Origin of the sequence: Rhodococcus sp. NPDC060176, assembly GCF_042728675.1 — a bacterium.
GTDB lineage: Bacteria > Actinomycetota > Actinomycetes > Mycobacteriales > Mycobacteriaceae > Rhodococcus_F.
On record NZ_JBHWYS010000006.1, the window covers coordinates 287,606 to 299,678 of the forward strand.

Sequence of the window (12,073 nt, forward strand, 5' to 3'; positions counted from 1 at the left end):
GGGGGGGGGGGGCGACACCAGGGTTTCCGAAATGATCTGGCGGTGATCGATCGTGCGTGGACGTCCCGAACGGGGCTGGTTGACCAACCCGCACTGTGTCACGTCGAGGAAGCCGGTGGCGGTGTCGCCGCCAGAGCCGCTACTACGGCGTCAGCCGGCGCTGCTGCTACGTGCGGCGACTACGTGCGGCGACGACGTTTCGAAGAAGGGTGAATCGAGGGTCTCAGTGATCAGTCGAGCTTTGCCGCACCATCAGCCGATGAAGACCGATCCGGAGGGGACAGAGAAGATCTCCTGCGTCCGCCAGCAATACCAACTCCGGCCACAAAGGATCTCGATGTACCTCGCCCGGTACCAGACGTCGCCATCAGTCCGTCCAGTGTCTGGCGAATCCTTCACAAGCTCGGCTTCAATCGGCTACCCACCTCACAGCGCTACAAACGTACGCCGACCCGGGAAGTGCTACGAAAACAACGCTCCGGCCATCAATTGCAAGTGGATGTGAAATTCGTTAAGTCACTTGGCCACATCGGAAAGAAGAATCGTTATTACCAGCACGCCGCAATCGGTGACTGCACGCAACAACTAGTGCATACGAAGTTTATGCCCGTCGAATTCGTTGTGGAATTTCATGTCTATGTGACCTCCCGTTGAGCAAGTACTCTGCATGGCTCCCAATCACAGAGTTGGATTCAGATCGCCCGCTCCTAATTTCGTCTGCAGTGACCATTTCAAGAGAGAGTTCTGGGCCGGAATTACTACGTATCGACGTGATTAATTCTGAATCAAAATCGGGATCCAAGGTGTATTCGAAAACGCGCATCATTCTCCATTGCCAAATTTCCGTTCCTTTGATGTATTTGGGTCCTTCGGAGACGGTTCGAACATATCGAAAGTGTCTAAAGCGTGGTATTTCATCGGCAGGGGTTCCCGCTGCGGTTAGTTCCTCCGTGAGTTCGCGCTCGATGCACTCTCGGAAGCTTTCCCGCCCCATGTCACCCAAGAGCCACAATCCAAATCTCGTGACTTGCCTCGCCGGAAGAAAACCGCGTAGTGCGGTCCGTGCGATTCCCCATTTTGATTCCAGTGGGCTTTCGACTTTAAATCCGAGATCGTCGAGGCTCCTAAGCCCGGCTGGGAAGATATCGACCGCACCGCCGATTGGTCCGATCTGGTCGGGTCGGCGTGATTGTCGAACCAGAACGTACTTCGAATCGATACAAAAGATGCAGATTGATGCAACCGAGACCCGGACAGAGGAACGCCAGTGTGTGACACTCCAGAACACAAGTTTGCTTGCTCGTCGATGTCGCCACAAGTATTGGGCGATGGTGAAAAGAATCGCTGCGACAAGGCTCGTCAAAATTGATATCGCGATAGTCAACTCCGGCTCCCTTCTTTCGGGCGTGTTTCGATTCGTTCGATTGTGTCCAAACACACGCCCGCATCACCCATTCTGGATAGTCTTATGGAAATAACCGTTGCGCGGATTGGGAAATAATTATCGGCAAGTCCGGTAGGGGTGTTTATTTTTTTCTTTCCTTTTTTTGCGATTGTCAGGTGGAGTTCATTTTCGATTCTCGTGCCTACGTTCCCTATGGTGTTCGTAAGTTCATGTAACGAGCTTATGGCTGAGCCTGTCGCGATAACGTTCGATACGGTATAGTCGTTTGAGTTATCCGGGTTACGAGGTGAAAGTATATCAACATGGAACTCGCCCTCTTTAGTGACTTTATTCATTAAATTTCTAAGTTGGGGCAAGTTGTTCGAGCGAATCACTGTAATGTGAGGTTTGGGCTTATCTTCTGATTCGGACAAAGAAATAATTTCCCAACCGTTTCGTTGGTAGATTGAGTTTACCGCTATGATTCTTCTTGTGGATTCGTTATCAATTTCCAAATTTATTGTATAGTTGTAGGCCATTGACATGATTATATCATTTCTTCAATTGTTGAACTGAGAATCCTGCGGTATACTTCTTCCGATGATTCCAGCAGTTCTTGATGATTCGATGGAACTTCGACGATTGTGTACCGAACTGACCGGATATTCAGAATCTTCTCAATTTCGTTGTAACGATTATTCAAGGCTAATTTGAGTTCCAGATTTCCTGGGTGTTTTCCACGATTAGGGCCGACTGAATATTTCCATCGATTTTGTATAACGTCGCTATGGGCAGACAAGACTACTATGTGGTCCATCTTGCGCCATACTGGCGGTTGATCTATGAAGTTCACGATGGCGTCACGTTCTGTGCGTGAAATTATGTCACAGTCGAGCTGCGCTTCCGTGAAAATTAGCGCGTCAACTACCCCACGATCCATTATGGTTACTGTATTGTCCGGTTTGGGTGCAGTCAGTAGATAGTATAGATTTCGGGCGACGGCTGCCAGGTTGAACTCAGGAGAGTTCTTTCCGTCCATCGGGATGAATCGACCTCCGCCGTGATAGTGCCGGATGCGGAATCCATCGTGTTTGGCGTGTTCTTCGATATAAGTGGCCATCTGTGTCTTGCCCGATTTTGGAGCTCCGCAGATCTCGATAATCATAGGTGGTATCCAATCCTCTCGCTGTGCGTTGGGATACAATTCCAACGGGCAGATAAGCAAGTGTCGCAGGCTGCCGTCGCACGGTCAATATCGGATTTTCCCCACCGAATAACGAGGTCTGCGCGTTTCAGGGGATGGTTGCCCATGCGCGATCGGTCGGCGATGCCTGAAACATTGTCGCTGAGTTGTGTTGGTCTTGGCCCAGAAGCCTTCACGGAACGCGTACGGCGAGGAACACAGGAGTTGGGGGAATCTGCACGCGCGGCGGCGATGCTCCATTGGGGCCTTCGAGGGCATCGACCGCTTGGTCATTGATTTGCTGCCTCGGCGTAGAGAGACACTCGGTGCAAACGCAAATCACATTTGATATATAGACCGATGTATCACGGAAAGAGTGCTGCCGAGGGTTCTTGAACATGTTCTGGCCCACTTCCGTGACTGGTTCAAAACTGACGATCGAGAAGGCCTAAGGAGTAGGGGCCAACGCCAACGCTGACCTGTGGGCGTAAAGCACCGCCCTCAAAGGCCGATATCCAGTTCAGGTGCGCTCGATGCCGGAGAATCCCTATCCAGGATTTCTTCCGCGCGCGTGATGGGGTCGTGGGGGTGCTGCCGATGCCTTCGGTGGTGGGTTCAACTGTCACTACGGAGGGTGTCGCGGGCGAAGGTGTTTCCGACGATCTGCTCATTGGTGGCCCATGGCTCTGCCCGGCCGACGATGTCCCGTACATCTCGGTGCCGTGCACAGCGCGCGTGCCGGGGACGAGGCCGACTGCCAGCAAGGGTGCGTTCCCGCCGGCTGCGGCGTGAGCGAGTGCGCCTCGTTCGTCGGGGAGGGTGAAGAAGAAGTCGGTAAACAAAAGCTCCACGGGTCTCGACCACTCCGATAGTGAGGCTGGTTGTGCTGGTGCTTTCAGATTTCTCGGCGGTCAGTAGCGGAGACGAGAGAATGCTCGTGCCGGGTGCTCCCAGTGTTCCTGATCTTAACTCCGATCGACGATAGCTGTTGCCGCTCTGCTCTCATCGCCCTTTAAAGTACGCCGCGCGGTCGCCAATTCGAGATGGTCATTCGACTGGAGCCGACGATTAACCGAGTCGCGAACGGATTCGAGATGTCCTCGGGGCAATTCGAATCTAGAGGGATTTCATCGGCGACGGACTTGTTCGATCAGCTCGCGGACGAGGTTCCGTGCGACTTCACTAGATCCTGAGTCCAGCGCAGCGAGGGTGGTCGACTCGTCTGGATTGACTCGGACGGGTGTACTTGAGTGAAATCCGAAGTTGGCGCTCCTCCTCGGCATTTCATTGACAGAACCGATTGATATAGAGCTCATCGGATCGACGCTAACGGCGATCGCCAACTCAGGCCCAACGACAACTCTAAGCTCGCCGATCAGTCGAAGCGCCGAGGCTATCTGGCTGGTCAGCGCTTCGTCGTCCAGAACTGCGCCAAGGCCGTCGGACGGCAGCTCTGACCAGACGGATACCTGGCCTGAACTCAATACTCGAACCCCTGTGACACGTGACTGTCGCACAGTGTTCCAAGTTGAAGGCACTGATCCGGCGATTGCGACGGCGACTGAACCATCGTTTCGTTCCACCGAAAGTCCCTGCTCGTGACCGACGACACCGCTATTTCGGAGTCGAGTCAGCAGTGTGTCAGCAAGTTCCTTAAGCTCACGGGCAGAAAATCGTCTCGTGTCGACGTTCTGAACGTGAACTTCCAATGTGGGTCGTTCACTGGAAAGTGTGTGAGAAGGGTCTGTGCGTCGCCATACGATTGGTACGTGGGTGTCGAGGGGTGTGTAGCGGAGGCCGACCGGTGCTGACGCTGCGTTCCTGACTGCTTCAGCGGCTTTCGTCAGAAGGTCGGCGGTGGATGAGAACGTGTCATAGAAGACGCCCGAGGTGTAGTTGCCAATTGCTTGGATGAACTCTTCCTGATCCTTCTCGAACTGCACACCGTCTTTCCGATAAACGAGTCGGGGGATTCCGGCGGCTGTCGCAGAAGCCCACTCGTCGTGAGTAGGCGATTGATGAGTGTCTAGGAACCGGTGCCCGTAGTTAGGGCCGAGTATTAGCAGATACAGTTCGGCATTCCCGACGCCGGCCAGGCATGCTTCGCGGCTCGGAAGGTCGGTTGCCCCGAAGTCTTCAAATCGGATGGGTGTATGTCCGATCGCGGTGATCAGCCCCGGCAATGCGTCGCGTTCTTCCTCCAAGCCGCGACGAACACTGCTGATAAAGACTCGCATGTGACCTCCTCTGGTGATGGCTTTGCCCAGGCTATGCGAGAGGTCTGACATTTCGAGGCGGATCCGGCTCTAACAGGGACGACTGAGCACCGTCGAGTGCCAGGTTCTGCTACTTCTTCTCAATCACCGCATATTTGGATCGATCGTGTTACGAGTCGACTACTTTTTCTGGCCAGCCCGGTTCGTCGGCGGTGTCCCATTTGGTAAGGATGTGAGCATGTCGGTGAGCAAGGATATATTGCAGCTAGATACCTTTTCGATCAATGGAGGAACACATGGCAACGGGTGACATAGAGACATACTTCGAGGATGGGGTTTGGAAGAACCGCCCTCAAGGTAATTCGCGTGCCTCGAATACGGCGCCCACCAAGGCTGAAGCGCAGGCCAAAGGTCGCGAGATGGCAGTAGACCGGGAAGTCGAGCATGTCATCAAGAAGAAAAATGGAACGATCGGGGAGAAGAATACTTACCCCCGCAGCAGGGACAACAACCCACCCAAAGGATAGTTTCTGCAGTTCAGAGGCCATCGAACGGGTCCGCTCGCGGTCGCTTGTAGACAGGTTTCGTCTTACTCTGAGACTTGACGGTCGGCTGAACGAATTGGATCGTTGGAGAGCATCGACGTGGGTTCTTTCCTACACCGTGTTGAAATTTCCATCATGAGCTCATTGACGAAGAACCTCACGGATCGGCAGAAGGAGATTCTGCATTGGATCGGCGATGGTTGTCCGGAGATGGACTGGAGTGGGTCAAGCCACAAAACGACTGCACGAGCACTTGCAGGTCGTCAGCTCGTAAGGATTTCCCGCTCGAATGGAATCTGGTCGCCGTCGCTCACCGATGCAGGGCTATACTACCTCGACCACGGCACTTTCCCTGCCGGACACGGCTTGTCGAAACGACAGCGAGATCGGTTGGGGAAAGGGCAGCCAATCGACGGATCGACACCAGTTGCGGAGCGAAAGCGAGAGGCCGTTTCGGCACCGAAGACTGAAGCAGTTGGCACAGAGAATGCTCTGTCCGATGCGGATCACGGAGCAACTCGAACGCCTCCGGCGGTGGCACCGTCTGGAGCGAAGCGCTCTGCCAAACTGTCACTGGCGAAGCGGGCAGAAGCGTTGATAGATGCTCTCCAACTTGACCCGGCATCGGGGCTAGGTCGAACATCGCGCAGTTACGACGACGGCCACGATCCTTCGGAAGACGAACGGATCATGCGGAAGATTCGCGACCTTGACCTCCTGCCCTCCGGACGTCGAATCCGATCCGATTACTGGCATGCACGGCACTCTTGGGTGATCGAAGTTGTTGGTCCACCGCCGTGGCATTCATCAGCTCTATCGACGTCCACACGGAAGCGTCTTCAGCTTCCACCTCATCCGGTGGTCACGGAAGTCCTTGAAAAGAAGACTCTTTCAGATGTGGATGCCACGGAACGGGCCTGCTACCTGCTCAGTGCTCTCGCGGCTGAGTCCGAGATCCGCGGACGCCATGTGAGCGCAATCGAACCGAGGACTTGGCAGGGTAGGCCGGAGGGAACCGATCGCGGTCAGTTATCAATCAAGATCAGGCACAGTTTGTTCTCCATCGAATTGATCCAGACGATTGACCGTCGTGAGTACACGCCGACCGAAGCTGATATACGCCACGAGATCCGTACGGGATACAAGAGATGGCAGAAGTGGGTTGACGTCCCATTGGATAAGTTCACGTTGCGCCTGCATTTCGGGCGTGATCGACGCGATCACCTGGACTGGGTTGACGACGGGCAGACGGTGCTCGAAGACTTGCTCCCGTTCGTCATGGAGCAGATAGAAGAGCGAACTGTCGCAGCAGATTTGGCGCGGGAGGCGGAGCTTCGACGACTGGAGGAGCAGCAACGCCGAGATGAGATTGCGGAGGTTAAGGCACTTGAGCAATGGGCCGAAGATGTGCGTGCCGAGGTATTGAGCGAGCAAGTTCGGAATTGGCAGGCGGTTCGTGAATTGGACCAATACCTGGAAGCGCTTACCGATCACGTCAACGGCATCGAGGATTTGACGGCGAGGGCATCTGCTCGCGAATGGTTGGACTGGGCCCGGAATCGACGTGTCGAGTTGGATCCCTTCAACCGGGCCATTTCTATGCCTCGAATTCCCGCGCCTGGATACAGCGATTTGTCCGAACTGAAGCGAAGGTTTGGAGGTTCCTGATCCGTAGTTCTCTCCGTGAGGACTTCCGCTTGTCGCGCGTACGCGTTCGGTGGTGTGTCAGTTCCACCAGCGACCTCGACGTCGCTCGACATACCGAACTGGTATCTCGGAAAGATCGAGCGGACGGTCGATGTCGGGTCGGACATTGAACGGTGTTATCCGGTTCTTCTCGTACTCTTCCTCCATCGCGGCCGCGAAATGGACTATCTCGTTCTGCTTCAAGGAGTCGATCAGCCTGCCGACCAGCTCGTCGAGGCGATGAACTTCGGCTTCAGCAGCAGTGAGTCTGACATAGAAGCCAATCGCTTGGTGGCTGATTCGGAGTCGGGGTAGATCGGGGCAGGTGGCATTTCAAGCGTGGCCAGATCTGTGTCCACCATCTTGGCGATATCGCCCAAAGATGTTCGTTCTCGTGGTAAGTCGATCGTCGATTTAGTCAAGCATGAGTTGCTCTTCGATTGAGCATCCGACCCGGGACCTTCCTCCGATGGCGACTGCTCAACCTCCATCACAGGGTGTCTGCGCGCCCAACAATCAAACCCAGACGGCACCCGTGCGGAGTGAGCGCCTCATCGGTGTGTCCCGGAGCGACGCACGCAACACCTCCTACCCCGGACCTTCAATCCCGAAATCTGTCGGCAGACCGTAGTACAGTTCAGCAACCCGGCACGCAGGCGAGGAGAGGCTCAATGGTTGGTATGTCCGCCCCACGCGCCGCCCTGGTGGGTGAACGCTGAATGCACTCTGACCCTCGCAGATACAGCAAGGTGCTACGTGACCCAGTCCATGGGTACGTCCGGATACCTCACGCGGTCATGCCGATAGTCCAATCGTTACCAGTTCAACGCTTAAGGAATATCTCCCAAAACTCAAGAACTGTTGCAGCGTATCCGTCATTGAATGGTTCGCGGTTCGAGCACGCGCTAGGAACGATGCACCTGGCGTCGGTTGCGTGGCAATCAGCATTCATCAACACGTGGGGAAGTCAAGGTTCGTCCTCAGCAGATATACAGCGAATGTTTTTGGATGAGGTTGCCAACTTCTTGAAGCTCAAGTTTCAAGCAGACGGCGATTCCGATCCAATTCTGAGGGATTATTTTGGCGATGCAACAGATCCTCAAAGAGTTGAAAGTTCTAGGATCAGGTTATATAGCGAGCTCCCAAGGTTGATTGAGCACGCGGTAGGCGTGGTTGGATTGCTGCACGATCTTGGGCACCCCCCATTCTCTCATTTATTGGAAGAGCCCTACGAAGAGTTCTCGAAAATTCTCATTAGGCCGGAAATCAGTGAAGAATTCGAAGCCTATAAAGATGGCATAGATGGTCAGCATGGTCAGTTTCATGAGTTTGCGGGAAAGCTGATCCTGGAACAGTTGAAGCTCGATAAGGGTGTATTCAAGAGTGTATCCATCACTCTGGTAGATGCAATCTTCTCTGCGCGCTCGGGCGGAGGGTGGGCCACTTGCCTTCACGAGCTAATCGACGGTCAGATGGACGTGGACAGACTGGACTATATTCGACGCGACTCATTAAGGGCCGGGACAGAGTACCACTCGATTGATGTTGACAGGCTCATTGATAGCACTGAGTTGCATAGGCGAGCTGATCAAACTTGGGCCATTGGGATAGGCGCGCGAGGACTATCAGCTGTTGAATCGCTCCTTTTGCAGCGAGCGCAATCTTACAGGTGGGTTATACACAATTCGAGGGCTATCATCTCAGACGCATGCCTGCAGAGGGCGTTCTCTTTGGCGCTCTCGGAGGCTGAATCTAAAGATGCGTCTCTCTGTCCGGAGATGGCGAGTCGACCTGATTTGGATTACGTCAGCAACTGGAAAGCTGATGGTTCTAAAATTGCGGATTCGTACTATGTTGATGACTCCACGGTTACCAACTGGCTTCGCTCTTCTCGTCGGGGTGTCAATCGAGTCAAAGGGCCGCGAGCGGATCAGTTCGAGGCATACATGGCGGTTGCGGACGAGTCATCCACTAACTATCGGTCCGCATGGCGTACCTATGGAGAATTGCATGTAGCAATCGACAGATATCTCCATAGTGGTACACCTGAGTCTTTAGCGCTTCAAGGTGCTATTACGTCGAAGGATGAAAACGATGAGAAGAAACTCGGTTTTAGTTCGGGCGCGGAAGGTGCTACTGAAGTTTCCAACGGAACAAGCGTTGAATTGTTCAATCAGCTCGTGCACCGGTACTTTAGAGCGCTGAACCGTTCATCACGTGCGCTTGAGAACTCGCTCAACAGTAGCTTGCCGGCAGTTGACGGTAAGCACGGCGTTTGGGTTGTGTCTTATGTATACAGCCTGAAGGCATACAATAAAGAGAAGACGAAGCTGTGGATTGGGGACATCGAATACTATCTGGAGGAGCTATCGCCCATACCTGCCGCGCTCATTGCCGCAGAAAAGCTGCGTCCTGTAGTCTGGCCCTACTTCGTTACTTTTAGCGACGAAATGCCAACCCGAAGTGCCGTGGCAAATGCTTTTATTGGCCATGTTGTAGAATTGTATAAACTAATTGAAAAGCCCACCGAAAGGAGTTAGAATGTCAACCAGTGTTATGGAATATGCAACAAACTCCAATCCGAACGAAAACCTCTCCCGCTTAGCGCGTGAAGGTGAAGCTTGGACAAGTCTCATCGTCGACACCTTGCTGCAGGTCGTTACCGACTCCGCAGACGGAGGTGGAATTACCTATGATGATGCGATTTCTGAAGCGCGGCGAAAGCTAACTGATGTCTACACGCACCTGACTCATGATTGGCAGCTGTTTGATGAGATTCTGAACCAACTAAGTATCGATCGAAAGATCGATTCACATGCGGGCAATCGGTTGTTCATCTATCAAGGTTCTGATTGGAGAAACTCTCTCGGCGGTACGGCAATCAATTCGTCTCGTGCCACGACAATCTGATTCATTTCATGCCGATTGAAGGATCCGGACCGCAAGTCGTCTAGCGTCAGTCTGCTTTTGAACTGCGCACTGGCGCTAGACGTGCAAACTGTCGAGTTCTCTTGCGCTCGGCCGATAGACGCAGATCTCCGACCGTAACCGGACCTTTGTGACAAGAATTTGGTCTGAGCGCACTGCGCGGCGGACGAGCTGCCGATTGAACGCGACGGCGCCTCAATCGAGACTGGGGTTGCGCATTTGACTCCAGTTATTTCCTCACCTGCGACCCTCCGATCTCTCTTCGGTGTCGGTGCTCACCGCGGTAAACGAAACCGACAAACCGGTTCCACCTAGTCGGTGATTTCCCATTCGACGGTCTCCTTCTTCTCTGGATGTGGCATTCGCTCAACTCTTCATGTCGGCCTCCAGAACATGATGTGACGGGTTTCCAAAGGCCGTCGCAACGCGATGTTCTCAGGCTGTCGTCAACGCTGACCCGGCGTCGTGCGGTTGGTGCGGTGGTAAATCAGTTCCACCAGCGACCTCGACGCCGCTCGACATACCGAACTGGTATCTCGGAAAGATCGAGCGGGCGGTCGATGTCGGGTCGGACATTGAACGGTGTTATCCGGTTCTTCTCGTACTCTTCCTCCATCGCGGCCGCGAAATGGACTATCTCGTTCTGCTTCAAGGAGTCGAGCAGTCGGCCGACCAACTCGTCGAGGCGATGAACTTCGGCTTCAGCAGCAGCGAGTCTGTCGTAGAAGGCGATCGCTCGGTGGCCGGCCCACTGGCGGAGTAGTTCATGGACCGGGCGCGTGTGTTCCAGGTAGTACTGGTATTCCCATTCCGGTGACGAACGGTGATTAGGGTCGTCACGGCGTGGATAGGGCTTTCCGTGCTTGCAGGCTTCCCGAGCTGACTTCTCTTCGTCGCGCAACCAGTCGAGAATCGGTGTTGGGTTTTTCCTGCAGACGTGTTCCGCGATCGTGACAGCGGCGGCGGGGGAGAGGATCAGTTCGTCGTCGAGTTCGAAGTGCGTGACGGCGTTGGCGATGCTCTGCGTGGGGTGGCCCGTCATCCGGTCGAGCGCCTCGATGTCGCTGATCGACACTGCACATGAAACGGGTCGCCACGTTAGAGTGGCGATCTCGGTGGGGACAAGCACGTCGAACACGTGGGAAGCGGCGTAGTCCTCCGCTTCCGTGAGCTCGTAGCGGCTTATCGCGGCCCACCCGTCCTGAACTCGGCGGAATTCCTGGGCGTTGTGCCATGGGCCGTGCAGTCGGTTGCGGGGAACATTCTCGACTTTCGAAGGTTCCGCGCGGTCAAGAAAGCTCACCTCGTAGCGTGGAGTCTTCTTTCGTTCGTCGACACCAACGATCCGAACGCGTTCGATCGGGGTTCCGTCGCGTAACTGGTAGATGCACTCGTCGCCGATGTTCATTTGCCGATCCTTCCAATGATGCCGGACCTCACTCAATATGGACCGAAGGTACACACGTTGGATCAGTCGAAGATGTCGCGACCGCAAAACTTGGTGCATTTTTGCGCCCGGATAGTTTCCATATTTACGAATGGACGGCTCGTGATGTTCGGGAAGCGGTAAACCACATCATTCACATCAGTGAGGGGCCGGTTCTCGCAATCCGAGCATGGTCACCGAGGGCCGCGATTTAGCGCCCCCATGAAAGCCATAGTCAACGGCGGATCCTGAGGTTGTCGGTATCTTTTGGTAGAACAACTGAGGGTCGGGAATTCAAAGGAAATGAGGAAGAACCATGGCAGTTCGGGTCACTCACCGTCGGATGTCGCCCGGTGGCACACGGAACGAGCACATCACTAACGTCAAATGGCTCAACGAATCAACCGGCAATATCGGGGAGAACACCAAGGCACAGATGGTGGACTACATCGACAATCAGAAGGGCAGCGCTTATGTGACTGGTCCGCAATCGCGATCAGAGGTGGGAACTGTGCATAGCCCCGGAGCCGTTCCGTACCTGCGCACGTTCGCGAATGGCGTACCTAACGACAACTTGCTTTCGTTGCCGACCTACTGACCTTCCAAGACAGTGCCCCGACGTTTAGTTGGTCGTCGGGGCACTGGTTAGGCGGGTTCAGATTATGAGGGCTCCTCGCAACGCGTAGTCTGGCCCGGGGCAGTCAT

13 protein-coding genes are annotated in these 12,073 nt (G+C 54.5%); 8 read left to right on the forward strand and 5 right to left on the reverse strand.

Going from position 1 to position 12,073, the window contains the following annotated elements; genetic code table 11:
• Positions 1–42 precede the first annotated feature (42 nt).
• Positions 43–213, forward strand: a complete 171-nt coding sequence (locus ACFWEM_RS25895) for a hypothetical protein (RefSeq protein WP_178377336.1) — start codon at positions 43–45, stop codon at positions 211–213.
• 388 nt (positions 214–601) lie between these two features.
• Here the strand turns inward: ACFWEM_RS25895 and ACFWEM_RS25900 are convergent, their stop codons facing one another.
• From ACFWEM_RS25900 to ACFWEM_RS25910, 3 genes are read right to left on the reverse strand one after another with little or no spacing between them, the layout of a single operon-like run.
• A complete protein-coding gene (locus tag ACFWEM_RS25900; protein WP_378538410.1) occupies positions 602–1,438 on the reverse strand; it encodes a hypothetical protein in 837 nt (278 codons plus the stop codon).
• Positions 1,381–1,923 (reverse strand): hypothetical protein, encoded by a 543-nt coding sequence (locus ACFWEM_RS25905; protein ID WP_154100350.1) that lies wholly within the window; start codon positions 1,921–1,923, stop codon positions 1,381–1,383. The genes ACFWEM_RS25900 and ACFWEM_RS25905 overlap by 58 nt, the downstream gene beginning before the upstream one ends.
• An 8-nt stretch (positions 1,924–1,931) precedes the next feature.
• Complete coding sequence (locus tag ACFWEM_RS25910) at positions 1,932–2,549, reverse strand: hypothetical protein (RefSeq protein WP_154100351.1); 618 nt, start codon at positions 2,547–2,549, stop codon at positions 1,932–1,934.
• A gap of 615 nt (positions 2,550–3,164) precedes the next feature.
• Between ACFWEM_RS25910 and ACFWEM_RS25915 the strand changes: the two genes are divergently transcribed.
• The gene (locus ACFWEM_RS25915; protein WP_193777200.1) at positions 3,165–3,359 is read left to right on the forward strand and encodes a hypothetical protein; all 195 of its coding nucleotides are present in this window, start codon (positions 3,165–3,167) and stop codon (positions 3,357–3,359) included.
• Positions 3,360–3,694: 335 nt separating this feature from the next.
• Here the strand turns inward: ACFWEM_RS25915 and ACFWEM_RS25920 are convergent, their stop codons facing one another.
• On the reverse strand, positions 3,695–4,804 hold the full coding sequence (locus ACFWEM_RS25920) for a DUF4062 domain-containing protein (RefSeq protein WP_378538416.1): 1,110 nt from the start codon (positions 4,802–4,804) through the stop codon (positions 3,695–3,697).
• A 275-nt stretch (positions 4,805–5,079) separates the two neighbouring features.
• Between ACFWEM_RS25920 and ACFWEM_RS25925 the strand changes: the two genes are divergently transcribed.
• The 5 genes from ACFWEM_RS25925 to ACFWEM_RS25945 all read left to right on the forward strand — a co-directional run bounded on the left by ACFWEM_RS25925 (position 5,080) and on the right by ACFWEM_RS25945 (position 9,924).
• Positions 5,080–5,310, forward strand: coding sequence for a DUF2188 domain-containing protein (locus ACFWEM_RS25925; RefSeq protein WP_064444654.1), 231 nt, complete (start codon positions 5,080–5,082; stop codon positions 5,308–5,310).
• A gap of 117 nt (positions 5,311–5,427) precedes the next feature.
• Positions 5,428–6,996, forward strand: a complete 1,569-nt coding sequence (locus ACFWEM_RS25930) for a hypothetical protein (RefSeq protein ID WP_378538419.1) — start codon at positions 5,428–5,430, stop codon at positions 6,994–6,996.
• Between the two features lie 54 nt (positions 6,997–7,050).
• On the forward strand, positions 7,051–7,329 hold the full coding sequence (locus ACFWEM_RS25935; RefSeq protein ID WP_378538421.1) for a hypothetical protein: 279 nt from the start codon (positions 7,051–7,053) through the stop codon (positions 7,327–7,329).
• Positions 7,330–7,928: 599 nt separating this feature from the next.
• Positions 7,929–9,554 carry a hypothetical protein gene (locus ACFWEM_RS25940; RefSeq protein WP_378538424.1) on the forward strand — a complete coding sequence of 542 codons (1,626 nt, stop codon included), beginning with the start codon at positions 7,929–7,931 and terminating at the stop codon, positions 9,552–9,554.
• 1 nt (position 9,555) lies between these two features.
• The gene (locus ACFWEM_RS25945) at positions 9,556–9,924 is read left to right on the forward strand and encodes a hypothetical protein (protein WP_378538426.1); all 369 of its coding nucleotides are present in this window, start codon (positions 9,556–9,558) and stop codon (positions 9,922–9,924) included.
• Positions 9,925–10,429: 505 nt separating this feature from the next.
• Here ACFWEM_RS25945 and ACFWEM_RS25950 read toward each other — a convergent pair.
• Positions 10,430–11,350 (reverse strand): hypothetical protein, encoded by a 921-nt coding sequence (locus tag ACFWEM_RS25950; RefSeq protein WP_378538429.1) that lies wholly within the window; start codon positions 11,348–11,350, stop codon positions 10,430–10,432.
• Between the two features lie 334 nt (positions 11,351–11,684).
• On the opposite strand from ACFWEM_RS25950, the gene ACFWEM_RS25955 reads away from it, so the two are divergent.
• Positions 11,685–11,966 (forward strand): DUF3892 domain-containing protein, encoded by a 282-nt coding sequence (locus ACFWEM_RS25955; RefSeq protein WP_378538431.1) that lies wholly within the window; start codon positions 11,685–11,687, stop codon positions 11,964–11,966.
• Positions 11,967–12,073: the final 107 nt, after the last annotated feature.

Excerpts from the sequence above, each read along its gene's own strand:
- ACFWEM_RS25915 (WP_193777200.1), top strand. The coding sequence starts at position 3,165 with ATGCCTTCGGTGGTGGGTTCAACTGTCACTACGGAGGGTGTCGCGGGC.
- ACFWEM_RS25940 (WP_378538424.1), top strand. The coding sequence starts at position 7,929 with ATGCACCTGGCGTCGGTTGCGTGGCAATCAGCATTCATCAACACGTGG.
- ACFWEM_RS25925 (WP_064444654.1), top strand. The coding sequence starts at position 5,080 with ATGGCAACGGGTGACATAGAGACATACTTCGAGGATGGGGTTTGGAAG.
- ACFWEM_RS25905 (WP_154100350.1), bottom strand. The coding sequence starts at position 1,923 with ATGGCCTACAACTATACAATAAATTTGGAAATTGATAACGAATCCACA.
- ACFWEM_RS25945 (WP_378538426.1), top strand. The coding sequence starts at position 9,556 with ATGTCAACCAGTGTTATGGAATATGCAACAAACTCCAATCCGAACGAA.
- ACFWEM_RS25910 (WP_154100351.1), bottom strand. The coding sequence starts at position 2,549 with ATGATTATCGAGATCTGCGGAGCTCCAAAATCGGGCAAGACACAGATG.
- ACFWEM_RS25955 (WP_378538431.1), top strand. The coding sequence starts at position 11,685 with ATGGCAGTTCGGGTCACTCACCGTCGGATGTCGCCCGGTGGCACACGG.
- ACFWEM_RS25920 (WP_378538416.1), bottom strand. The coding sequence starts at position 4,804 with ATGCGAGTCTTTATCAGCAGTGTTCGTCGCGGCTTGGAGGAAGAACGC.
- ACFWEM_RS25950 (WP_378538429.1), bottom strand. The coding sequence starts at position 11,350 with ATGAACATCGGCGACGAGTGCATCTACCAGTTACGCGACGGAACCCCG.